The organism is Polynucleobacter necessarius, from assembly GCF_900096755.1.
In the GTDB taxonomy this organism is placed as follows: domain Bacteria; phylum Pseudomonadota; class Gammaproteobacteria; order Burkholderiales; family Burkholderiaceae; genus Polynucleobacter; species Polynucleobacter necessarius_K.
On the sequence record NZ_LT615227.1, the window covers coordinates 1,470,331 to 1,494,345 of the forward strand.

A 24,015-nucleotide genomic window follows, 5' to 3' on the forward strand; every position below is an offset into this window, starting at 1 on the left:
GGATTACAGGCATGCTACAAGCTGCTGATCAAGCTCTAGTGAGTGATCTCACTGGTGCGCCTTCGCTAAAACAGCGACGTGCATTGGCGAAGATCATTACTTTGCTTGAATCAACACGCTTGGATCATCGGCATCGTGCCGATGATGTGCTTAATACGCTTCTGCCAAAGACGGGCAACTCATTTCGCCTGGGTATTTCTGGTGTGCCAGGTGTAGGCAAATCAACCTTGATAGAAACCTTGGGCTTGTATCTCATTGAGAAAGGCCATCGGGTTGCAGTATTAGCAATTGATCCATCTTCTAGCTTATCTGGCGGATCTATCTTGGGTGACAAAACTCGCATGGAGCGCTTATCGGTTCTCGAGAATGCTTTTATTCGCCCAAGTCCATCTTCCTGCACCTTAGGCGGCGTTGCAGAAAAGACTCGTGAAGCGATGTTGGTGGCTGAGGCTGCTGGCTTTGATGTGATCATTGTTGAGACTGTGGGTGTTGGGCAAAGTGAGATCGCTGTTGCTGGTATGACAGACATGTTTCTCTTATTGCAATTACCAAATGCTGGCGATGATCTTCAGGCGATTAAAAAAGGCGTCATGGAAATTGCTGACTTAATCGTGATTAATAAAGTGGATATTGATCCAGATGCTGCGATGCGTGCACAGCTGTTCATCACGAGTTCATTGCGTCTATTAGGATTTCAAGGCAATCCAGATCATACATCACATGACAAAGAGTTTTGGCATCCACAAGTGATGACTTTAAGCGCTTTAGAAGGCAAGGGTGTTCCCGAACTTTGGGACAAAGTCTCTCATTTTGAAAAGCTACAAAAGGCCAATGGGAAGTTTGATTCTCGTCGCAAACAGCATGCAGGATCATGGATGTGGGATCGCATCGATGCTGGATTAAAGAATGCATTTCGTAGTAATGAAGCTGTACAGGAGCTTCTACCAAGTTTAGTAGCACAAGTAAACCAAGGAACTATGGCCGCTGCAGTCGCCGCAAGACGATTGCTGGAGTCCATGGGGCATGAATTTTTCTAAGGAGTAGGAAATGAAGGAAATCATTCAACAACTGGAAGCGAAGCGTGAGCTCGCCCGATTGGGTGGCGGGCAAAAGCGTATTCAGGCTCAGCACTCAAAGGGTAAATTAACAGCCCGTGAGCGTATTGAGCTCTTGCTTGATGCTGGCACTTTCGAAGAGTGGGATATGTTTGTTGAACACCGTTGCCATGACTTTGGCATGGGTGATCAAACTGTTCCTGGCGATGGTGTTGTGACTGGTTATGGAATGATTAACGGCCGCTTGGTATTTGTGTTCTCCCAAGACTTCACGGTTTTGGGCGGTTCTCTGTCTGAAGCCCATGCTGAAAAGATCTGCAAAATCATGGATCAGGCGCTCAAAGTTGGGGCGCCGGTAATCGGTCTAAATGACTCTGGTGGTGCGCGTATTCAAGAGGGTGTTGCTTCTCTTGGCGGCTATGCAGAAATTTTCCAGCGCAATGTGACCGCATCTGGCGTAATTCCACAGATTTCATTGATCATGGGGCCATCAGCTGGTGGTGCCGTGTACTCACCAGCCCTCACTGATTTCATCTTTATGGTGAAAGACAGCTCCTATATGTTCGTTACTGGTCCTGAAGTGGTAAAGACGGTTACTCATGAGGATGTTACTGCTGAAGAATTGGGTGGTGCGGTAACGCATTCAACTGTTTCTGGTGTGTGTGACTTAGCATTTGATAACGATGTTGACGCAATCATGATGTTGCGTCGCTTCTTCAACTACTTGCCGCTCTCTAATCGCGAAAAACCACCGTTGATTAAAGGTGCAAATCGCACAGAAGAGCCAGATTTCTCATTAGACACATTAGTCCCATCCAATCCAAATCAACCATACAACATGAAAGAGTTGATTGAGAAGATTGTGGACGATGGTGAGTTCTTCGAATTGCAGCCTGATTACGCAAAAAATATTGTGATTGGTTTTGCGCGCATGGAAGGCCGCTCAATCGGTATCGTTGCGAATCAGCCATTAGTACTAGCTGGTTGTTTAGACATTAAGGCTTCTATTAAAGCAGCGCGTTTTGTGCGTTTCTGTGATGCTTTCAATATTCCAGTAGTGACATTGGTGGACGTCCCTGGATTTATGCCGGGTACAGCTCAAGAATACGGCGGCATCATTAAACATGGCGCTAAGTTGCTTTATGCATATGCTGATTGCACAGTGCCTAAGGTTACCCTTATTACCCGTAAAGCATACGGTGGTGCTTATGACGTGATGGCTTCTAAGCACTTACGCGGCGACGTGAACTTTGCATGGCCTTCAGCAGAAATTGCTGTGATGGGACCTAAAGGCGCGGTGGAAATTATCTTCCGTGAAGAAAAGTCTGATCCTGAGAAGATTGCGGCACGTGAAGCAGAGTACAAATCTAAGTTTGCCAACCCATTCGTGGCTGGGCGTCGTGGCTATATTGATGACGTCATTCTTCCGCACGAAACCCGCAAGCGCATTGCTCGTTCACTAGCAATGCTCAAAGATAAAGACTTGAAGAATCCTGCGCGTAAACACGGCAACATTCCTCTGTAAAGGCGCTGACAAATTATGACTACGAAAATGTTTAAAAAAATTTTGATTGCTAACCGCGGCGAGATTGCTTGCCGTGTAATGATGACCGCTAAAAAGATGGGCATCAAAACGGTTGCCGTATATTCAGAGGCGGATAAAGAGGCGCGCCACGTACAGCTCGCAGATGAAGCGGTCTGCATTGGGCCTGCGCCTTCGCGTGAATCCTATCTCGTAATGGATAGAATCATTCAGGCTTGCAAAGATACCGGTGCTGAGGCAGTTCATCCTGGTTGTGGATTCCTGTCTGAGAACGAACAGTTTGCTAAGCGTTGCGAGGAAGAGGGCATTGTATTTATTGGGCCTAAACATCAATCCATCGCAGCGATGGGTGACAAGATTGCCTCTAAGAAGCTTGCTTTAGAAGCCAAGGTCAATACCATTCCTGGTTACAACGAAGCTATTGATACCAATGAAGAGGCCGTTAAGATTGCTCAAGGTATTGGTTACCCTGTGATGATTAAAGCATCTGCAGGCGGTGGCGGCAAAGGCTTGCGCGTAGCTTTTAATGACAAAGAGGCGGCCGAAGGATTTGCTGCTTGTAAAACCGAAGCGATGAATAGCTTTGGCGATGATCGTATCTTTATCGAGAAGTTCGTTGAGGGCCCACGTCATATTGAGATCCAAGTTCTGGGCGACTCTCATGGCAATGTGGTTTACCTAAACGAACGCGATTGCTCGATTCAGCGACGCCACCAAAAGGTGATTGAAGAGGCGCCATCACCATTCATTGATCCAGCAACTCGCAAAGCCATGGGCGAACAAGCCGTTGCTTTGGCTAAAGCAGTGAATTACCAATCTGCAGGTACTGTGGAATTCGTGGTTGGCAAGGATAAGTCTTTCTACTTCCTAGAAATGAACACTCGCTTACAGGTAGAGCATCCGGTTACAGAATCTATTACTGGCTTGGACTTAGTTGAGCAAATGATTCGCGTTGCCGCCGGTGAAAAGTTGGCATTTAAGCAAGAAGATGTAAAGCTTGATGGTTGGTCTATGGAGTGCCGTATTAACGCGGATGATCCATTCCGCAACTTCTTGCCATCAACAGGCCGTCTTGTTAAATACCGTCCACCAGAGTCTATTAATGGCGTACGCGTTGATACTGGCGTATATGAGGGTGGCGAGATCCCGATGTACTACGACTCCATGATCGCTAAGTTGATTGTTCATGGAAAAGACCGTACCGAAGCCATCGAGAAGATGCGTGCAGCTTTAAATGATTTTGTGATTCGCGGAATTCACTCCAACATTCCTTTCCAAGCGGCTTTGTTACAGCATCCACGATTTGTGAATGGCGATTTCACTACCGGCTTTATTGCTGAAGAGTATCCAGAAGGCTTTAAGAAGGATTCTGTACAGCCGGCCGATCCAAAGCGTTTGGCTGCATTAGCTGCATTTATGCGCTATCGCTATCTCCAGCATATTCAAATGATTGATGGCCAATTGGCTGGTCACGAGATGATTATTGGTAAGAAGTTTGTAGTGGTTACCGGTAAAAAATCTGGCTCAATGAGCGATCCGATTGAAGTGCCTATCCGTGTTGAGCTCAAAGATAGCATTTATTCTGTATACCTCGAAGAGGCTGATGGCGTAAGTCGTTATGACATCGTCAGCGATTGGCGCCCTGGTCAGACTTGCTTAAATGCAACTATCAACGGCACTCATAAGATCACGGCTCAGGTTGAACGTCGAGGCGTGCGCTATGAATTAATCTTGGATGGCGCTAATTTTGAATGTATGGTTCTGAGCCCATTGGGTGCTGAGCTACAGCGTCGCATGCCCGTGAAGTTACCGCCTGATACATCCAAGTTGGTGATGTCACCAATGCCGGGCTTGTTGACCAAGATTGCGGTTAAGGTTGGCGAAGCGGTTACCGCTGGTCAAAAGCTAGCCTCGATTGAAGCGATGAAGATGGAAAACACACTTTCTGCAATGCAGGATGGCGTTGTTGCTGAAATCTGCGCTAAAGAAGGCGATAGCTTGGCTGTAGATCAATTAATCATTCGTTTTGAATAAGGATTGATGATGAGCGCTAAGCCATTCAAGATATTGGGAATACAACAAATCGCTATTGGCGGTGAAAGCAAAGATCGACTCAAGAAATTATGGGTTGATATGCTCGGTTTTGAATACAAGAGCACATTTGTTTCTGAGCGTGAAAACGTCGATGAAGACATTTGCGCTATTGGTTCTGGTGCCCATGAGATTGAGGTTGATCTCATGCAGCCTTTTGATATCGAAAAAAAGCCTGCAGTCCACCAAACTCCTTTGAACCACATCGGCTTATGGGTAGATGATCTTCCTAAAGCGGTTGAATGGCTCGCTGCAAATGGTCTGCGATTTGCTCCTGGTGGCATTCGCAAGGGTGCTGCAGGTTACGACATTACTTTTGTTCATCCAAAAGGCAATGACGAGTTTCCAGTTAGTGGCGAAGGCGTCTTGATTGAGCTGGTTCAGGCTCCTCCAGAAGTGATTGCTGGTTTAAGTTCATAATTTGGCTTTATACATCTGTAATTGGCAAATATCCTGGCCATCGACACCTCATCAGCGTGGTGTTCGGTGGCTTTATCTTTAAATGGGCAGGAGCCCACTTTCCGTCATGAAGCAGTGACGGCTGGCGCTAGCCAATTGCTTTTGCCTTGGGTAGAGGCAATGTTAGAGGCCTCAAACTTCAAATTAGGCGAGCTAGACGCGATCGCTGTTGGGATTGGTCCTGGCGCCTTTACTGGCGTTCGTTTAGGAGTTGCAGCGGCGCAGGGGTTGGCTATATCCCAGCGCTTGCCAGTAATCCCAGTGGCTAGCTTGGATGCTATAGCCGCCCAAGTAATTCAAACCCCGGCCTTTCAAAAAATAAATCCCAAGCATTTCATGATTGCGGTCGATGCCCGCATGGATGAAGTCTATTGGGCCAAGTACGAAAAGTGCGAACAACAATTACCTGTTCGTATAGGTAATATCCATTTATCAAAGCCCGAGGACATGGATCTGACTGACATTCAATATTTGGCTGGTAGTGCCATTAAAGAATATGGCGAAAGAGTATTGCAAGCAAAAAAACCATCTGCTGACTTGATTGCTACGGATGCAGACATAACGATATCTGCAATAGGCATTTTGGATGTTGCCATTCAAATGCAACAAGAGGGCCGCTCTTGTGATGTTCACGATCTTGAGCTGCTCTATATTCGCGATAAGGTTGCTTTGACTACGGTCGAGCGTATGGGGGCATTTAAGTAATGCCCAATCAATCTGCCGTTGAGGGCGTAGCAGAACTCTCCTTTTTGCCAATGCAAGCCCCAGACATAGATTCCGTATTGGAGATTGAGGGTGTGTCACATCTACATCCATGGACAAAAGGAAACTTTTCAGACTCCTTGGCTGCTGGTCATTGGGCGTATTGCATTCGCCCTCAGGTCGATCAAATGGTAAAAGGGTCCTATCTTGATCCTGCCATTTTGTGGGCTTACTGTGTGTTATTCCCGGCGGTAGATGAGCTACATCTTCTGAACATTACCGTTTCTCCTAAATTGCGAAAACTGGGCTTGGGTAAACGAATAATGTCTGCAATAGAGGGAGTATCGGCGCAGCAAAACATTCCTCGAATCATCTTGGAGGTAAGACCCTCCAATCTTGCGGCACTTGGTCTGTATCAGTCTTTGGGGTATGAGCAGATTGGCTTGCGTAAGAGTTACTACCCACATAACCCAGAGACGGGTTCGCGGGAGGATGCCATTGTGATGGCTAAATCGATTAAGCTAGAGTCATGAGCAATTCCGAATTCCTTAAAGAGATGGGCATTACAGAGTGGTCGTCGCGTGACCAGCTCCGGCAGGCATCTGCGGCCTCGTCAGTAAGCGCTATTGCTGAAGATAAGACAACTCAGCAAGCCCCCTCTTCAGAACGCGCACCTCAAGGTGGGTGGCTATTTTTTGGGCAAAAACCTCAGGGAGACGCCCAAGTGCTATTTCAAAACATGATTCGTGTCTTAGGTTTGAGTCCTAGTGAATGGTCCTGGAAAAATGCTTCAGATCCTTTGCATCAAATTATTGCGCCGGAAAATGGCATGCCAGTTGTTGCGTTTGCTTTTGGTGGACCTGTTGCGCAGAAGATTACTGGCGAGCGAGATGCGTTGCCTCAGCTGCGCGAGACAGTTCTGGCGCTCAACACTGGAAATGATGATGAGATACCCGTCATTGCCTCATTTGATCTAAATCAGGCAATTGGCAAGCCAAATGAAAAGGCATTACTTTGGCAGGATTTATTGCTGGCTAAATCTGTTCTGCAAAACATCTAATTTTTTGAATTAGTGTTTGTGCTCGCCGATGAGGTGCATGGAGTCATACTCCGCTTGATTTTTGGCATGACGTTTAATCACAAGCCACATGATGAGGCTGACTGCAACGCCAAAGCCAACAATTACAAATTGAATTGGCACATCAAGCCAGATGAGCATAGAGTAAATCAAGAGCATCATCAATACAGAAATATTTTCATTAAAGTTTTGCGCGGCAATAGAGTGGCCCGCCGACATCAATACGTGACCGCGATGCTGTAATAGGGCATTCATCGGCACCACAAAATAACCTGCCAACCACCCAACCAATATCAATAAGAGATACGCTGGCAATAAGTTAAGGGAGATATGCATTTTCCCGATCGTAAATATTGCCATATCAGGAAGCATGTCAGAGTTGTAAATGGCCATTACACACACTACTATTCCCATGGCAATGCCGTATGGGAGAACATTTAGCGATTTGCGCAAAGGTATACGCCATGCGGCATAGACGGCGCCGCCAGCAACGCCAACGGCAGAGATAGCCTGCAGAATAGCGCCCTGAGATAGATTCATATGGAGCGCAACTTGAGCCCACTTAATCACAATAAATTGGAGAGTAGCGCCCGCACCCCAAAATAAGGTGGTAACTGCTAGTGAGATTTGACCTAAGCGATCATCCCAAAGTGTTTTAAAGCAAACAGCAAAATCTTTTACCAACTCAATTGGGTTGGTTTTTTGGGATGCGTAGCGAGCTCCAGTATCCGGAATCTTTAGATTAATCAGAGCGGCAACAACATAAATCATCATGATGATGAGGATGGCGGATTCGGCGGGAGTATCAATTCCGGTATCTAAAGTTGGAATATCCAACGCCAATAGGCTGTGCGAAACCGTGCTACTGATCAATACGCCACCAAGGACAGTTCCCAAAATGATTGAGCCAACTGTAAGACCCTCAATCCAGCCATTAGCTGCAACCAATTTTTCTGGCGGCAATAACTCAGTCAGGATTCCGTACTTGGCCGGGGAGTATGCTGCCGCGCCCAAACCAACAATCGCATAAGACAGAAGTGGGTGACCCCCAAATGGCATCGCTACACAGCCAACGAACTTGATGGTGTTGGTAATGAACATGACGTTCCCTTTTGGGCGGGAATCAGCAAAGGCGCCTACAAAGGCGGCCAGCAAAACATAGGACAATACGAAGAATAATTTGAGTAAAGGAGTCATCCAGGCCGGGGCATGGAGCTGGGCCAGGAGGGCAATTGCTGCGATCAGCAGAGCATTATCAGCAAGCGACGAAAAAAATTGCGCCGCCATAATGATGTAAAAGCTACGGTTCATTCGTACAATCTAGTCATTAATGTAATTAAAGCATGAAAGAAGGGGTGAATATGGGCACAACGGCTAATGGCTTGATAAATAGACCCATTTTGGCATCTATTCACACTGAGGCCTTTCGACATAATTTAAGCAGAGTTCGGGAGTTGGCGCCCCAATCTAAGATTTGGTCGGTAATTAAGGCTAGGGCCTATGGGCATTGTTTTGATGCGGCCCTAAAGGGACTTGTCTCAACCGACGGTTTTGCCTTGTTGGATATTCAGGATGCTGTTTGGTTGCGGGAACATGGCTGGCAGGGCCGAATTCTGCTTTTAGAGGGTTTATTTCATGAAAATGAATTGGCATTGGCTAGAGAGTTGGCCTGCGATCTCGTAGTCCATTGCGACGCTCAGCTTGAATGGCTGGAAAAATTTGAAGCCAAAGACCATAAGACATTTAATGTTTTTCTGAAGATGAACACTGGCATGAATCGACTGGGCTTTAAGCCAGAGGTTTACAGAACAGCCTTTCATCGCTTACATGCTGCTGGTTGTCATATGCATCACATGACACATTTTGCAAATGCCGATCAGATAGACCGCCAACCGTCTGTTGGCTGTCAGCAGGAATTATTTGATCAAACGATTACTGGTTTGGATGGCGCTACTTCACTGGCAAATTCAGCGGCAATACTTTGGCATCGCAATGCTCTAGGTGACTGGGTACGGCCTGGAATCATGCTTTATGGAGCATCACCCACAGGTTTATTTGCGGATATTGAGAATGCTCATCTAAAAGCGGTAATGCAATTGGGTAGCGAGATTATTGATATTCAGGAATTAAAGAAGGGTGATCGCATCGGATATGGCGGTCGCTATGAGGCTCCAGAATCTATGCGTATTGGTATTGTTGCCTGTGGTTACGCTGATGGCTATCCAAGACAAGCAAAAGATGGCACGCCTGTTTGGGTAGATTCAGCCACCAAATCGGGTGAGGGGATGATTTGCCCAATCGTAGGTCGCGTTTCTATGGATATGCTGACTATTGATCTGCGCAATGCGCCAAATGCACGTATTGGCACTACCGTTGAACTTTGGGGGGATAGGGTTCCCGTTGACGAGGTAGCTCGTCTGAGCGATACGATCGGCTACGAATTGCTTTGTGCAGTGGCACCACGCGTGCCGGTGGCGATTAAATAGCGAAAGACAAAAGACATCAAGCAAAAGTGAGATAAAAAAACCCTCCAAATATTGGAGGGTTTTTTGTAATTGCTGTGCAGTTCTTACTTATTCCAGAGCTGCCACCATCTACGCTCCTTCTGAACCCTTTGGCCAGTGAGCAACATTTGACTGTCTGGGAAGTTCAACTTAAATACGCGAGCGGCATCATTGCTAAGGTCTACCATGCCTAACTTTTCATAAGACTTTGTTAGGATATAAAGCGCCTCTTCTACAGCAGGAGCGCGATCATAGTCTCGGATTACTAGTTGGGCACGATTGGCTGCAGCCAAGTATGCACCGCGTTGGTAGTAAAAGCGCGCCACAATCACGTCAGCTTCAGCTAAAGAGTTCACGATATAGCGCATGCGATCTAGTGAATCAGGCGCATATTTGCTGTCTGGAAAGCGCTCTACAACAGTCTTGAAAGATTCGAATGCTTCCTTAGCAGCCTTTGGGTCGCGCTCACTTAAATCTTGACCAGTGAACTTTCCAAGCCATCCCAAATCATCATTAAAAGTAATGAGTGCTTTGAGGTAGTAGGCGTAATCTAGTGTTGGGCTACCTTGATGCAATTTAATAAAGCGATCAATAGCAACCAATGCTTGAGTTTGTTCTTGAGCTTTCCAGTAGCAATAAGCTGCATTAATTTGTGCTTGCTGAGAATAGGGGCCAAATGGAAAACGAGCTTCTAATTTATCAAAGTACTTACCGCACTTCGCAAAGTCGGCATCATTTAATTTGTCTGTCGCTTCTGAATACAATCTTGTTTCTGACCAAATATCAGTGTCATCTTTTTGACCCTCACTGCCTGCACATCCACTAAGAATGATTAGGGCTGCAAAGAGGCTCAAAGGCAGGGCGATAGAGCGCAAGCCGAAAAGGGGTGCAGATTTTTGTGGGGAGTGTTTCCCGGTAAGCCTTAAACTGGCGTCTGATATTACGTCGGACATAACTGAAAGGCTTTCTAAGCGTGGCATTGCCGCAAACTCCTGAATCGAATCCCATTGATTATATCGATGATGAGGACTTCATCTCCCTGGAAATTCCCCTGGACATGGCTGGTGAACGCCTGGACAAGGTGCTGGCGGGTTCCTTGACTGATTATTCGAGAAACCGATTCAAGTCTTGGGTAGAGGCCGGCGCCGTCATGGTCGATGGAAAGGTCACAAAAGCCCGCTATTTACTGCATGGAGGCGAGAGTATTAAGGTGTTTCCACAGGAAATGCCAGAGCAATACGCTTTTAGCCCAGAAAACATCCCTTTGGATGTGGTTTATGAGGACGACTCCATCATTGTCGTGAACAAGCCTCCTGGGTTAGTTGTTCACCCTGCCGCAGGAAACTGGGCGGGAACGCTATTAAATGGACTGCTATTTCATTATCCGGAGTTAAAGCTTTTACCGCGCGCCGGCATTGTGCACCGACTAGATAAAGATACGTCTGGATTGATGGTGGTTACTCGTACTGCTCAGGCTCAAACATTATTGGTTAGGCAACTCCAAGAAAGAACAGTAGGGCGTAGATATTTAGCCTGGGTCTGGGGTGATGCCCCAAGCCAGGGAAAAGTTTTGGCATCTGTTGGTCGTGATCAGCGCGATCGTTTAAAGATGGCTGCAGGCAGTCCTCAAGGTAAGCCGGCGGCAACGCTATTTCGCCGTCTTGCAAAAGGCGCCTTCTTGGAAAGTCCAGTTGCTTTATTGGAGTGTCGATTAGAAACGGGTCGCACCCATCAGATTCGAGTGCATCTTGAATCGCTTGGCTTTCCATTGCTTGGTGATCCGGTCTATCGAAAGAAGACCCCGGGAGCTGCAAAGTCATTGCCATTCGAAAGGCAGGCGCTTCATGCTTTTGCATTAACGCTGCAGCATCCGGCGAGCAATGACTTAATGACGTGGTTTCGTTTGCCGCCTCAAGATTTAATGGATCTTATGCCTCAGGTGGCTTTGGGTCTGGAGACTTTGCCACAGGAGCAGGCGCTTCTTAATTCGATTCAAAATGAGCGTCAATCGTGAACTTGATTACGCCTCAATGGACTGCCCCTCAAAATATTCACGCATTTGTAACAACCAGATCTGGCGGTGTAAGCAACGCTCCCTATGACTCCCTCAATCTTGGTGATCATGTTGAGGATGATCCAAAAAGTGTTTTCGAAAATAGGGCATTAATTGCAACTCACTTACCATCCAAGCCAATTTGGTTGGCGCAAACGCACAGTACTGTAGTGAGCACTCCAAAAAGTCGTGAGTACGCTAGCGCCCCAATTTCTGCTGACGCTGCAGTGACCAATATTCCAGGCGAAGTTTTGGCAATCTTGACTGCTGACTGTTTACCGGTATTGCTTGCAAGCAAAGATGGCGCTGTTATTGGTGCGGCGCATGCTGGATGGCGCGGCCTTAGTGCTGGCGTGATTAAAAATACAGTTGATCAAATGTGCACGCTTTCAGATCGATTGCTTGCAAAAGACATCATCGCTTGGCTTGGTCCAGCAATTGGCCCCGAGTCTTTTGAGGTTGGCGAAGATGTTGTGAAGGCATTTGAGGGACTAGATGTCCCGATGTCTGTTTCGGCTTTTAGTCCAATTGCGGGTAAATCCGGAAAATACCTTGCAAACATCTATCAATTGGCGCGAGACCGATTATCTGCGTTGGGGATTCAAACCATCTATGGTGGAGATCGATGCACCGTAAAAGAGGGGCAAGAGTTCTTTTCCTATCGCCGAGATGGAAAAGCTGGTCGATTTGCCTCATTCATTTGGATTGCCAAATAGTTCGCCGCAATTTATGTGCGGGTAACCCCTAGCTTAGCCCTACAGCTAGGGGTTATTGCGTATAACCCTATATACGGTATGCATGGAGAATGTCTCTAATAACTAAAAGAGATCATTATGTTTGCAGGCATGAATACCGGTGCAACGCCTTCTTTGGCGCCGCACCATATGGCACTAATTCCACCAGAGCGTTTGGCTGAAATTCAAAAAGAATATTTTGCCGAGCTAGCCCATATCGCTACAAACCCAGAAGCAATCGAGGTAAAAGACCGTCGCTTTGCTGGTAAAGCATGGCACTCATCTTGGAGCAAGGTGATTGCCGCCACATACTTACTCAATTCAAAACATCTGATGGCTCTTGCTGGAGCGGTAGATACAGATGAAAAGTCTAAACAAAAGATTTTGTTTACGACCGAGCAAATGATAGATGCGCTTTCTCCATCCAACTTCATTGCAACCAATCCGGAGGTTTTGGAAAACATTATTAGCACTCAAGGTCAATCTATTCAGAAGGGCATTGTTAATCTTCTTGGCGATATGAAGAAGGGCAAAGTTTCGATTACCGATGAAACTGCATTTGAGGTTGGCAAGAATATTGCGACCACAGAAGGTCATGTCGTATTTCGCAATGACTTATTTGAATTAATTCAATACACGCCGCTGACGGAAAATGTATTTGAGCGCCCTTATTTAATGGTGCCGCCATGCATCAATAAATATTACATTTTGGATTTGCAGCCAGATAATTCCGTGGTGCGTCACATGGTTAGTCAAGGGCATACAGTCTTCTTGGTTTCGTGGAAGAACCCTGACGCATCGATGGCAGAAGTAAGCTGGGATGACTACGTAGGCAAGGGTGTTATCAAGGCAATTGAAGTGGTCAAAGATATCGGCAACGTTGATCAGCTCAATATCCTAGGCTTCTGTGTGGGTGGAACCTTGACCACCTCGGCCTTGGCTGTCCTAGCCGCAAAGGATGAGCATCCAGCTGCTAGCTTGACCTTATTCACGACCTTATTGGATTTCACGAACACCGGTATCTTGGATGTCTTCATTGATGAAGGCATGGTTGAGATGCGTGAGAATTCGATTGGTGGCAAGTACGGCAAGTACGGCATGATGTCTGGGCTTGATCTAGGCAATACCTTCTCTTTCCTGCGTCCAAATGATTTGGTGTGGAACTACATTGTTGAGAATTACCTGAAAGGCAATTCTCCGCCTCCATTTGATTTGCTTTACTGGAATGGCGATTCCACCAACTTACCTGGAAATATGTATTGCTGGTACTTGCGCCATACGTATTTACAAAACGATTTAGTCAAGCCGGGCAAAGTCAAAATTTGCGGTAAAAAAATTGATCTGGGCAAGATTCAATGTCCAGCATATCTTTATGCATCTCAAGAGGATCACATTGTTCCTTGGCAGTCAGCATATGAATCGACTCACATTCTTAAGGGTAAGAATCGCTTTGTGTTGGGAGCATCAGGTCACATCGCCGGGGTGATTAATCCGCCGGCAAAAAATAAGCGCTACTACTTTGAGAACAACAAAATCGCCCCTACAGCACAGGAATGGCTTGAGGGCGCTACTCAAATACCGGGTAGCTGGTGGCCGAACTATACAAAATGGTTGGAGCAATTTGCTGGCGAGAAGAAGCCGGCAAGCAATACATTTGGTAATGCCAAATACAAAAAAATGGAAGCTGCACCAGGTGTGTACGTCAAAGAAAAAGCAGCTTAAACAAATCAATATTTAACGAAGGTTTTTACAAGGGGAAAGTAATGTCTCAAAAAGTCGCATACGTAACAGGTGGAATGGGTGGTATTGGTACCGCTATTTGCCAACGCTTAGCAAAAGATGGTTTTAAGGTCATTGCTGGCTGTGGCCCAAACTCACCCCGTAAAGACCGCTGGCTCGGCGAGCAAAAGGCTCTGGGTTATGACTTTATTGCCTCTGAAGGTAATGTGTCTGATTGGGATAGTACGGTTGCCGCCTTTGAAAAGGTTAAAGCTGAAGTGGGTCGCGTAGATGTTTTGGTAAACAACGCTGGCATTACCCGTGATAGCGTTTTCCGCAAAATGACTCCAGATGCTTGGAAAGCGGTGATTGATACGAACCTAAACTCATTGTTTAACGTAACCAAGCAAGTTATTGATGGCATGGTTGAGAACAACTGGGGTCGCATCATCAATATCTCTTCCGTGAATGGTCAAAAAGGTCAATTTGGCCAAGCAAACTATTCAACGGCAAAAGCTGGCTTACATGGATTCACCATGGCTTTGGCTCAAGAAGTGGCGACTAAGGGTGTGACCGTGAATACCGTTTCTCCAGGCTATATCGGTACCGACATGGTTAAAGCAATTCGTGAGGATGTCCTTGAAAAGATTGTTTCTGGCATTCCTGTGAAGCGTTTGGGTACCCCAGAAGAAATCGCTTCTATCTGCTGTTGGATCGCATCCGATGATGGCGGCTATGCAACTGGTGCAGACTTCTCATTAAACGGTGGTATTCATACTGGTTAATATTGCATCGCAGCAATTTTGATGTAGTGGAAGTGCGCAACTCAGCATATTTACCTATTGGTCAAACAAGAGATAAACTATGCTGATGTTGCGTTGCAGTAAAGAGTAAGGAAAAACATGGCTACCCGCACAAAACGAGTTGGTGAAGATCGACTCATCAAGAAGTATCCGAATCGTCGTCTCTACGACACCCAGACTAGCACCTACGTTACCTTGTCAGACATCAAGGGCTTGGTGATGGCGAACGAAGAATTCAAAGTGGTTGATGCAAAAACCGATGAAGACTTAACTCGCAATATTCTGTTGCAAATTATTCTTGAAGAAGAGGCTGGCGGAGCGCCGGTATTCTCATCTCAAATGCTTTCCCAAATCATTCGCTTCTACGGAAACTCAATGCAAGGTTTGATGGGAAATTATCTGGAAAAGACTATGCAGTCTTTTGTGGATATCCATAACAAGCTTGGCGACCAAACTAAGGGCTTAGGTGCTGGTAGTACTCCTGAGGCCTGGTCACAAATGCTCAATCTGCAAAACCCCCTCATGCAAGGTTTGATGGGGAATTACATGGAGCAAAGCAAAGATCTATTTGTGAAGATGCAAGAGCAAATGCAAAACCCACAAAACATGTTTGGCGGCAATTTCCCATTTACCCCACAACCCAATAAGACAGAAAAAGAATAGTTGTGGCAGGAAAAATTGGTTTTGTATCCTTGGGGTGCCCTAAGGCGCTTGTAGATTCTGAACTTATTCTGACGCAGTTAAGTGCGGAAGGGTATGAAACCGCTAAGGATTATTCTGACGCAGATCTTGTGGTTGTCAACACATGTGGCTTTATTGATTCAGCAGTTGAAGAAAGTCTTTCCGCCATCGGTGAAGCGCTTGCAGAGAATGGCAAGGTTATTGTTACCGGTTGTTTAGGGGCCAGGAAAAATGCTGACGGCTCTGATCTTATTCAAAGTATTCACCCGAAAGTCCTTGCTGTTACAGGGCCTCACGCCACCGATGAGGATATGCAGGCGATTCACCTGCATTTGCCGAAACCACATGACCCATTCACTGATTTAGTTCCACCAGCCGGCGTGAAGTTAACGCCTAAGCACTACGCTTATCTCAAAATTTCTGAAGGCTGTAACCATCGCTGTACGTTTTGCATCATCTCAAATTTACGCGGCGATTTAGTCTCTCGTCCGATTGGCGAAGTTTTGCTAGAGGCAAAGCGTTTATTTGAATCTGGTGTAAAAGAATTATTAGTTGTTTCTCAAGACACCAGTGCATACGGCGTAGATATTCAATACCGCACTGGATTTTGGGATGGCAAGCCAGTTAAAACCAAAATGTTTGACTTGGTAAATGCCTTAAATCAAATCGCTCGTGAGCATCAGGCCTGGGTTCGACTGCATTATGTTTAATCCCTATCCGCATGTAGACGACGTGTTGCCACTCATGGCCGAGTTTTCTGAGCATGGTGTGTTGCCTTATTTAGATATTCCCCTGCAGCATGCCCACCCAGATGTACTTAAAAGAATGAAGCGTCCGGCTAGTGGCGAGAAAAATTTAGAACGTATTTTGGCTTGGCGCGCAGCTTGTCCAGATTTGGTGATTCGCAGCACCTTTATGGCGGGATTCCCTGGTGAGACAGAGGAAGAATTCGAATATCTTTTGAACTTCTTGGACGAGGCGCAAATTGATCGTGCTGGTTGTTTTGCATATTCGCCAGTCGAGGGTGCTCTTGCGAATCAATTGGATAACCCCGTTCCTAATGTAATACGTGAAGAGCGTCGCGCACGATTTATGGCTAAGGCCGAAGAGATCTCTATAAAACGCCTCGCTAAAAAGGTGGGTAAACGCGTTCAAATCCTGATTGATCGCGTAGACGAGGCTGGCGGAATTGGCAGAACTATCGGCAATGCCCCTGAAATTGATGGTTTAGTGAGGGTTTTGCCACCTAGTAAGCCCTCTAAACGCTACCGGACCGGGGAAATTATCCGCGCTACTGTTATTAGCTCCCAAGGGCATGACCTAATAGCCGAAACTTGACGAATCGAATAAAACTACTAGTTGGTTGATTTAATCAGCATGTAAGTAGTACCAATTTAGCCTAATTTTTAGGCAAAGCTAAGGGGGTTGATATGAGTCGTGATGTCGTTGTCTTAAGCGCAGTTCGTTCCGCAATCGGCGCCTTTAATGGTTCACTCAGTAGTTTTGAGCCATCTGAGCTTGGTGGCATTGTGATGAAAGAAGCGGTAACTCGCTCTGGTGTAGATCCAGCACTCATTAATTATGTAACTGTAGGCAATACTATCCCTACAGACAATCGTTACGCTTATGTCGCGCGCGTTGCTTCTATTCAGGCTGGCCTTCCAATGGAATCTGTTGCAATGGCCCTCAATAGACTATGCAGCTCAGGCTTACAAGCCATTGTGACCACCGCTCAACAAATCATGCTTGGTGATTGCGATTACGGTATTGGTGGCGGTGTTGAGGTAATGTCTCGCGGTATGTACGGTTCACCGGCAATGCGCAGCGGTGCACGTATGGGCGATACCAAAATGATCGACTTGATGGTTTCAGTATTGACCGATCCATTTGGCGTTGGTCATATGGGTGTTACTGCTGAGAACCTTGTAGAAAAATGGAAATTTACTCGCGAAGAGCAAGATGCGCTCGCTGTTGAATCTCATCGTCGCGCGGCCAATGCTATTAAAGAAGGTCGCTTTAAGTCACAGATCGTTCCAATCACCATTAAATCTCGCAAGGGTGATGTGGTGTTTGATACTGACGAACATTGCAAGCCAGACACCACAATGGAAACATTGGGCAAGATGAAGGCTGTATTTAAAAAAGAGGGTGGATCTGTTACCGCTGGTAACGCATCAGGCATCAATGATGGTGCTGCATTCTTTGTTTTGGCTGATGCTGAGACAGCTAAGAAAGCTGGTCACAAGCCTATCGCGCATTTGGTGTCATACGCAATTGCTGGCGTGCCAAACCACATCATGGGCGAAGGCCCAATCCCAGCTACTAAGCTTGCGCTTGAGCGTGCTGGTCTGAAATTGGATCAAATGGACGTGATCGAGTCTAACGAAGCCTTTGCTGCACAAGCATTGGCAGTGACTAAAGGTTTGGGCTTAGATCCAGCCAAAACTAACGTAAACGGCGGTGCGATTGCATTGGGTCACCCAATCGGTTGCTCTGGTGCAGCGATTGCAACCAAAGCCATTCACGAATTACAACGCGTTCAAGGCAAATATGCTTTAGTAACGATGTGTATCGGCGGTGGTCAAGGCATCGCTACGATTTTCGAGCGCATGTAAGCGCTACGCAATACTTACGAGGGATCTCTTGAGCTACTGCTTAAGAGATCAGTAGTAAAGCAGCATCTAAGCCGACATGGTCAAAAGCCGCGTCGGCTTTTTCTTTAACTACGGGTTTGGCTTGATAGGCAACGCTAATGCCTGAACCATTCATCATGATGAGGTCGTTTGCGCCATCACCCATGGTAATAGCTCTAGCCTTGGTGCAACCCAGCGTTAAGCAAGCAGCATCAAGATGCGCTGCTTTTGCTGCGCCATCCACAATATCGTCAAGCACTTTACCCGTGAGTTTGCCGTCAATAATTTCTAATGTATTGGCTTGAGTTTGCTTCAACCCAAATTTCTCGCGCAGCTTTTCCGTAAAGAAGGTGAAGCCGCCGGACACTAGGAGGGTATAAATTCCACGCGCATGGGCACCTGCCAATAGCTCCGCTGCACCAGGGTTTGGGCGAAGACGTTCGCGATACACCGCTTCAAGTGCGTCCGCTTGCACACCTTCTAATAAGGCAACACGTCTGCGCAAACTCTCTTTGAAGTCTTTGATTTCGCCGCGCATGGTTGCTTCGGTAATTTGTGCGACAGCAGCTTTCTTACCAGTGAAGTCGGCAATCTCATCAATACATTCAATATTGATTAATGTAGAGTCCATGTCCATCGCAAGCACTTGAATGTCTGGCGTATTGAGTCCAGCCTTTAAAAAACATAGATCGACATTAAATCGAGAGCTTATGGAGCGCAACTCTTCTCTTGCGCCGGTGTCAAGATGGATGCCGCAATCCCATCGTTCAGAGAAGTAGCTGGCACTGCTAATTTGCCCGCCGACCGTATGCAGAGATGCTCCAAATTTAAGGGCGTGATTTTTTAGATCAAAAACCATCTTTTCTGGAATTGGATCTCTGGAGAGGGCGACTAGTGTTTGATGTGACATGGTATTAATCATAATCGTAAAGCTCACACTATTTAGACTTCATGGAACTTAAGACCGCAGACTCATTTAATTAAGCGCCTTAATATCTGTCTAATGGCGTCTAGGCGTTGTTCAAGCGTCTCAAATTCACGTTCTTTCTGGGGGAGGACCTTCAACTTATCCTGGCCATTCAGTTGTATGTGCTTGGAAGATTGAATGAGTTGAATTATCTTCATTGGATCAATTGGTGGATTGGGGATAAATTGAATTTGTATAGATGCAGGTGTTGCATCAATCTTCTTAATACCAAAACCAACCATCCCTAATCGCAAGCGATGGGTTTCATAGAAAGATTTAGCTTGGTCAGGTAAATCCCCAAAACGATCAACTAATTCTTCTCGCAAGCCCATTAATTCAGAAAAATCATTTGTGCCAGCAAAGCGCTTATACAAAGATAGGCGCTCATGAACGTCAGGGCAGTAATCCTCTGGTAGTAATGCAGGCACACCAAGGTTTACATCAGTAGTTGCCTGTAGTGGCGAAAGAAGGTCTGGTTCTTTGCCACTGCGTAAAGACTTTACGGCTCTATTTAGCATCTCGGTATAAAGCTGAAAGCCAATTTCATGGATTTCACCAGACTGCTTATCGCCTAGAACTTCACCGGCACCACGGATCTCTAAGTCATGCATGGCCAAGTAAAAACCAGAGCCTAACTCTTCCATGGCTTGAATGGCGTTTAGGCGCAATTGAGCTTGCTTGCTCAAAGCCTCGGGATCTGGGACCAAGAGATAAGCATAGGCCTTGGTGGTGGGAGCAACCTACACGACCACGTAGTTGATGTAACTGGGCCAAGCCAAATTTATCAGCGCGATGCATGATGATGGATGGTATTGGCGGTAGGAACGTCAATTCCCGTTTCAATAATGGTGGTGCACAACAAAATATTAGTGCGTTGGGTCACAAATTCTCGCATTGCTGATTCGAGTTCGCGCTCATGCATTTGACCGTGAGCAACACTAATTCTGGCTTCTGGAATTAACTCTTGAAGCGCATGCTTGCGGTTCTGAATAGTTTCTACTTCGTTGTGCAAGAAGTACACCTGACCGCCACGTTTAATTTCGCGCAGGACTGCTTCGCGAATAACGCCATCACCTTCGCGCCGCACAAATGTTTTGATGGCCAAGCGTTTTTGAGGTGCGGTGGCAATAATGGAGAACTCTCGCAAACCTTCCATGGCCATGCCCAATGTTCTAGGTATGGGTGTTGCCGTCAGAGTCAAGATATCAACTTCAGCGCGCAACGCCTTAAGTGCATCTTTTTGTCGAACGCCAAAGCGGTGCTCCTCGTCCACGATTACCAGGCCTAAATTTGCAAACTGAGTTTCCTTTGAGAGAAGTTTATGGGTGCCAATAATGATGTCCGCATCACCTTTGGCAATAGCCTCTAGTGCTGCATTAATCTCTTTAGTAGTTTTAAAGCGTGAGAGTTCAACAATGCGAACTGGCCAGTCCGCAAAACGGTCTTTCCAGGCGGCAATGTGTTGTTCGGCAAGCAGGGTGGTTGGAGCCAATATTGCAACTTGTTTGCCACCCATCACCGCTATAAAGCTAGCGCGCAGTGCAACCTCTGTTTTTCCAAAGCCAACATCTCCGCAAACTAGGCGATCCATTGGAGTGCCACTGGTCATATCGCCAATGACGGCGGCAATTGCATTGGCTTGGTCTGGGGTTTCTTCAAAGCCAAAGCTTTCAGCAAAAGCAGCATAGTCATGTGCGGAAAATTCGAAAGCATGACCCTTGCAAATTGCTCTAGCAGCATAAAGTCCCAATAACTCAGCAGCCATATCGCGGATTTGTTGAGCCGCCTTGCGTTTTGCCTTATCCCACTGGCCAGAGCCAAGTTGATGTAAAGGTGCTGAATCTGGATCGGAGCCTGCATAGCGAGTGACCATTTGCAGTTGCTGAACCGGAACATACAAAGTAGCCTGTCCTGCGTATTGCAAATGCAAGAACTCTTCAAAAATAGGGGCTTCTTTAGGCGGCGCCAAATTTAACAATACAAGGCCTTGATAACGTCCAATACCATGTTCTGCATGAACCACTGGATCACCAATTTTTAGCTCAGAGAGATCCTTGAACAGCATATCAGGATCGGCACTCTCAGAACCTTTGCCTTTACGGCGTTGACGTGCCGTGGTAGTAAATAATTCAGCCTCAGTGATGAGAATGAGGTTTTCTGCTGGCCAAGAGAATCCACTAAATAGTGGAGCAGTTACTAGGCCAAATAACGAATCACTCTTAATGAAATCGGATATTCCATCAAAGCCTTCAGGCTTTAAGGGGTAAAGAGGTTTACCGTCCTGACCGGCAACGGAATTGCTTTCATCTAGCAATTGCCGAATAGACTCTTTGCGTCCAGCGCTGTCACAGCAAATCAGTATGCGTACTTTTTCTGTTGATACCAATTGACGTAAACGGTTAATAGGGTCTGCATCGCGGCGATGAACTGCAATATCGGGTACTGGCAAAAACTGTGGTGCTTCGACGGAGTCTTTTTCTAGATTGAGGCGAGCGTATAGTTTGGACGTGCTAAAAAACTCATCTACATCCAAGAACAATTCTTTAGGCGGCAGTATGGGCCTATCGAGATCATGCTTTAAAAATTCGTAACGTGAAGCAGTGTCTTTCCAAAACCCTTTAATGGCCTCTTCGGCATCGCCAATATTGAGAAGCCAGACAGGGTCACCTGAGCGCGGGAAGTAATCGAATAAGTTTGAGCGCTCTTCAAAAAATAGAGGCAGGTAGGATTCAATGCCTGCGCTAGGAATGCCTAAGTTGACATCCTTATAAATAGAGCAGCGTGTTGGATCGCCCTCGAATACTTCGCGCCAACGACCTCTAAATGCAGTGCGGGAAGCATCGTCAAAAGGAAACTCGTGGCCTGGCAGTAGGCGTACTTCTTTTACTGGATAAAGACTGCGTTGGGTATCGGGATCGAATGCTCTGATTTGTTCAATTTCATCGCCGAATAAATCCAAACGGTAGGGCAATGTTGAGCCCATGGGGAATAAGTCAATCAAACCGCCGCGAATGCTGTATTCGCCTGGGCGCATTACGGCGCTTACGGGATCGTAGCCAGCCTGTTGGAGCTGGAGTTTTAAAGCGGCCTCATTGAGTTTGTCGCCTTGCCTAAAGAAAAAGGTATGGCCAGATAAAAAACTTGGAGGCCCCAGTCTCTGTAGTGCGGCAGTGATCGGCACCAAGACAATGTCGCAGCTGCCATTTAGTAATTCATAAAGAGTAGCAAGTCGCTCGGATGCTAAGTCTTGATGGGGTGAAAAATGATCGTAGGGAAGTATCTCCCAGTCAGGCAGTAGTCTTGTTTTAAGTTGCGGCGCAAATGCTGGAATTTCTTCCAGAAGGCGCTGGGCACAGAAAATGACCATGACTGAAAATTGGTTGCGATAGCGTAGGGCATTTTGAGCTATTAAAGCGGCATCTGCGGAGCCAACTAGCCCTGAAAAGGTAAAGCGCTGCCCAGCCCGTGGCGCGGGTATGGGGGTACTAGATTTAATGCATCTGACATCTGTGCTCATTATAGAATCAGGCATGAGCTCTTCAAACACATCCGCCTCAAAATGCCATGTTCTCCTGCCTACTGCAGGAGCTGGCTCTCGCTTGGGCGGTGAACTACCTAAGCAGTTTCAGCAATTGGCTGGAAAGCCGATGTTAGCTTATGCCATCGAGGCTTTTTTGCAATCCCCGTTAATTGAGTCCATCTGGATTGGCGTTAGCCCAGGTTTTATGAACAACCCAATTCTTCAAAGCTTTTCAAGTGCCAGCAAGCCAATTTATTTTCTGCCTACAGGTGGACCGACACGTCAAGAAACCGTTCGCAATACTTTGGCCGAAATGCTCAAGGCGGATCTCGCTCCTCATGATTGGGTTTTGGTTCATGATGCAGCCAGACCTGGCATTACTCCAGCGCTAATTGAAAAGTTGATTTCAGCAGTAACCACTTCTGAATCTGGCGGCTTGCTTGCAGTTCCTTTGGCTGATACATTAAAGAAGGCCGATCTCGACTCTGTGGTGGCGGGCAATGTGCCTCATGTGGAGCAAACCATTCCTCGCGACCATTTGTGGCAGGCCCAAACCCCTCAAATGTTTGCCTTAAAAAAATTACATGCTACCCTAGAGGATGCAATTCGTCTGGAGGCGGAGGATGTTACTGATGAGGCAAGCGCAATGGAGCTGGCAGGATTTAAGCCCCTGCTTATTGAGGGTGCAACACGAAACTTCAAGGTGACCCATCCCGCAGATTGGGATTTAATGCAGCTGCTCTTAAGCAGTACTGGTAAATAAAAAGACGCATATGACTACATCGAACACACATATCCCACAATTTCGCATTGGTCAGGGTTATGACGTTCACGCCCTGGTGGCTGAGCGCAAGCTTATTCTTGGGGGAGTTCATGTTCCATACGAAAAGGGCTTGCTAGGGCATTCAGATGCAGACGCTTTGTTGCATGCCTTAACTGATGCACTGTTAGGAGCCGCAGGATTAAACGATATAGGGCAGCTATTTCCTGACACTGACCCACAATTTAAGGGTATGGATAGCCGCATCTTGCTGCGTGCAGCACTTCAAAAGGTTCAGGCAGCAGGCTTTCAGATTGGTAACGTTGATGCCACCATCATTTGCCAGAAGCCAAAATTGGCGGATTTTTTGCCTGAAATGGTCAGAAGTATTGCTGCCGACTTGGCGGTGACCCCTAGTCACGTCAATCTGAAGGCCAAAACCAACGAATCCCTTGGCCATCTTGGAAGAGGCGAGGGGATAGCCGTCCACGCCGTGGCTTTGCTCTACAAGGCCTAAAAGATCCTCTAAAACCCTAAGCATTGTAGAATTACGGTCTTTAGAGTGAAGTTTAAGCTTGGCAGTGTTTGCGGAAATTCGCGAGGATGGCGAAATTGGTAGACGCACCAGGTTTAGGTCCTGACGCCAGAAATGGTGTGGGGGTTCGAGTCCCCCTCCTCGCACCACAAGATTGCTACTTGGGCTTGGGCTTCAC

Annotated in this window: 19 protein-coding genes, 1 tRNA gene and 2 pseudogenes; 18 read left to right on the forward strand and 4 right to left on the reverse strand. The window is 46.6% G+C overall.

Features of this window, described 5'->3' with window-relative positions:
- Positions 1–11 precede the first annotated feature (11 nt).
- From meaB to DXE27_RS07755, 7 genes are read left to right on the forward strand one after another with little or no spacing between them, the layout of a single operon-like run.
- The gene (gene meaB / locus DXE27_RS07725; protein ID WP_128113519.1) at positions 12–1,037 is read left to right on the forward strand and encodes a methylmalonyl Co-A mutase-associated GTPase MeaB; all 1,026 of its coding nucleotides are present in this window, start codon (positions 12–14) and stop codon (positions 1,035–1,037) included.
- Positions 1,038–1,047: 10 nt separating this feature from the next.
- Positions 1,048–2,580, forward strand: a complete 1,533-nt coding sequence (locus tag DXE27_RS07730; protein WP_128113520.1) for an acyl-CoA carboxylase subunit beta — start codon at positions 1,048–1,050, stop codon at positions 2,578–2,580.
- Positions 2,581–2,607: 27 nt separating this feature from the next.
- Positions 2,608–4,632: an acetyl-CoA carboxylase biotin carboxylase subunit gene (gene accC / locus DXE27_RS07735; RefSeq protein WP_172457125.1), complete on the forward strand. Its 2,025-nt coding sequence runs from the start codon at positions 2,608–2,610 to the stop codon at positions 4,630–4,632.
- A gap of 9 nt (positions 4,633–4,641) precedes the next feature.
- Positions 4,642–5,109, forward strand: a complete 468-nt coding sequence (locus tag DXE27_RS07740) for a VOC family protein (RefSeq protein ID WP_128113739.1) — start codon at positions 4,642–4,644, stop codon at positions 5,107–5,109.
- Between the two features lie 21 nt (positions 5,110–5,130).
- Positions 5,131–5,853, forward strand: coding sequence for a tRNA (adenosine(37)-N6)-threonylcarbamoyltransferase complex dimerization subunit type 1 TsaB (gene tsaB / locus DXE27_RS07745; protein WP_128113522.1), 723 nt, complete (start codon positions 5,131–5,133; stop codon positions 5,851–5,853).
- The gene (rimI, locus tag DXE27_RS07750; protein WP_128113523.1) at positions 5,853–6,383 is read left to right on the forward strand and encodes a ribosomal protein S18-alanine N-acetyltransferase; all 531 of its coding nucleotides are present in this window, start codon (positions 5,853–5,855) and stop codon (positions 6,381–6,383) included. Before tsaB ends, rimI begins: the two co-directional genes overlap by 1 nt.
- On the forward strand, positions 6,380–6,910 hold the full coding sequence (locus DXE27_RS07755) for a uracil-DNA glycosylase family protein (protein ID WP_128113524.1): 531 nt from the start codon (positions 6,380–6,382) through the stop codon (positions 6,908–6,910). The genes rimI and DXE27_RS07755 overlap by 4 nt, the downstream gene beginning before the upstream one ends.
- 9 nt (positions 6,911–6,919) lie before the next feature.
- Here DXE27_RS07755 and lplT read toward each other — a convergent pair whose 3' ends face one another.
- On the reverse strand, positions 6,920–8,239 hold the full coding sequence (gene lplT / locus DXE27_RS07760) for a lysophospholipid transporter LplT (RefSeq protein WP_128113525.1): 1,320 nt from the start codon (positions 8,237–8,239) through the stop codon (positions 6,920–6,922).
- 74 nt (positions 8,240–8,313) lie between these two features.
- On the opposite strand from lplT, the gene alr reads away from it, so the two are divergent.
- On the forward strand, positions 8,314–9,414 hold the full coding sequence (gene alr / locus DXE27_RS07765; protein WP_128113740.1) for an alanine racemase: 1,101 nt from the start codon (positions 8,314–8,316) through the stop codon (positions 9,412–9,414).
- 83 nt (positions 9,415–9,497) lie between these two features.
- Here the strand turns inward: alr and DXE27_RS07770 are convergent, their stop codons facing one another.
- Complete coding sequence (locus DXE27_RS07770) at positions 9,498–10,385, reverse strand: outer membrane protein assembly factor BamD (RefSeq protein WP_128113741.1); 888 nt, start codon at positions 10,383–10,385, stop codon at positions 9,498–9,500.
- 20 nt (positions 10,386–10,405) lie between these two features.
- On the opposite strand from DXE27_RS07770, the gene DXE27_RS07775 reads away from it, so the two are divergent.
- The 7 genes and pseudogenes from DXE27_RS07775 (at position 10,406) to DXE27_RS07805 (ending at position 18,037) form a co-directional block, all read left to right on the forward strand.
- Positions 10,406–11,446 (forward strand): RluA family pseudouridine synthase, encoded by a 1,041-nt coding sequence (locus DXE27_RS07775; RefSeq protein WP_197712368.1) that lies wholly within the window; start codon positions 10,406–10,408, stop codon positions 11,444–11,446.
- Complete coding sequence (pgeF, locus tag DXE27_RS07780) at positions 11,443–12,201, forward strand: peptidoglycan editing factor PgeF (protein ID WP_128113526.1); 759 nt, start codon at positions 11,443–11,445, stop codon at positions 12,199–12,201. The genes DXE27_RS07775 and pgeF overlap by 4 nt, the downstream gene beginning before the upstream one ends.
- A 117-nt stretch (positions 12,202–12,318) precedes the next feature.
- On the forward strand, positions 12,319–13,941 hold the full coding sequence (phaC, locus tag DXE27_RS07785) for a class I poly(R)-hydroxyalkanoic acid synthase (RefSeq protein ID WP_128113527.1): 1,623 nt from the start codon (positions 12,319–12,321) through the stop codon (positions 13,939–13,941).
- A gap of 41 nt (positions 13,942–13,982) precedes the next feature.
- Positions 13,983–14,723 carry a 3-ketoacyl-ACP reductase gene (locus DXE27_RS07790; protein WP_128113528.1) on the forward strand — a complete coding sequence of 247 codons (741 nt, stop codon included), beginning with the start codon at positions 13,983–13,985 and terminating at the stop codon, positions 14,721–14,723.
- 117 nt (positions 14,724–14,840) lie between these two features.
- Positions 14,841–15,404: a polyhydroxyalkanoate synthesis repressor PhaR gene (gene phaR, locus DXE27_RS07795; RefSeq protein ID WP_128113529.1), complete on the forward strand. Its 564-nt coding sequence runs from the start codon at positions 14,841–14,843 to the stop codon at positions 15,402–15,404.
- A gap of 2 nt (positions 15,405–15,406) precedes the next feature.
- Positions 15,407–16,760 (forward strand): annotated as a pseudogene (gene rimO, locus DXE27_RS07800) (30S ribosomal protein S12 methylthiotransferase RimO).
- Between the two features lie 92 nt (positions 16,761–16,852).
- The gene (locus DXE27_RS07805; RefSeq protein ID WP_128113530.1) at positions 16,853–18,037 is read left to right on the forward strand and encodes an acetyl-CoA C-acyltransferase family protein; all 1,185 of its coding nucleotides are present in this window, start codon (positions 16,853–16,855) and stop codon (positions 18,035–18,037) included.
- Positions 18,038–18,077: 40 nt separating this feature from the next.
- Here the strand turns inward: DXE27_RS07805 and serB are convergent, their stop codons facing one another.
- Together serB and mfd are read right to left on the reverse strand one after the other, a co-directional pair.
- Positions 18,078–18,977: a phosphoserine phosphatase SerB gene (gene serB, locus DXE27_RS07810; protein ID WP_231969746.1), complete on the reverse strand. Its 900-nt coding sequence runs from the start codon at positions 18,975–18,977 to the stop codon at positions 18,078–18,080.
- A 50-nt stretch (positions 18,978–19,027) separates the two neighbouring features.
- Positions 19,028–22,539, reverse strand: a pseudogene (gene mfd, locus DXE27_RS07815) (transcription-repair coupling factor).
- A gap of 13 nt (positions 22,540–22,552) precedes the next feature.
- Here mfd and ispD point away from each other — a divergent pair.
- From ispD to DXE27_RS07830, 3 genes are all read left to right on the forward strand, one after another.
- Positions 22,553–23,305 (forward strand): 2-C-methyl-D-erythritol 4-phosphate cytidylyltransferase, encoded by a 753-nt coding sequence (gene ispD, locus DXE27_RS07820; protein WP_128113531.1) that lies wholly within the window; start codon positions 22,553–22,555, stop codon positions 23,303–23,305.
- Positions 23,306–23,315: 10 nt separating this feature from the next.
- Positions 23,316–23,819 (forward strand): 2-C-methyl-D-erythritol 2,4-cyclodiphosphate synthase, encoded by a 504-nt coding sequence (ispF, locus tag DXE27_RS07825; RefSeq protein ID WP_128113532.1) that lies wholly within the window; start codon positions 23,316–23,318, stop codon positions 23,817–23,819.
- An 80-nt stretch (positions 23,820–23,899) separates the two neighbouring features.
- Positions 23,900–23,986, forward strand: a tRNA-Leu gene (locus DXE27_RS07830).
- The last annotated feature ends 29 nt before the right edge of the window (positions 23,987–24,015 follow it).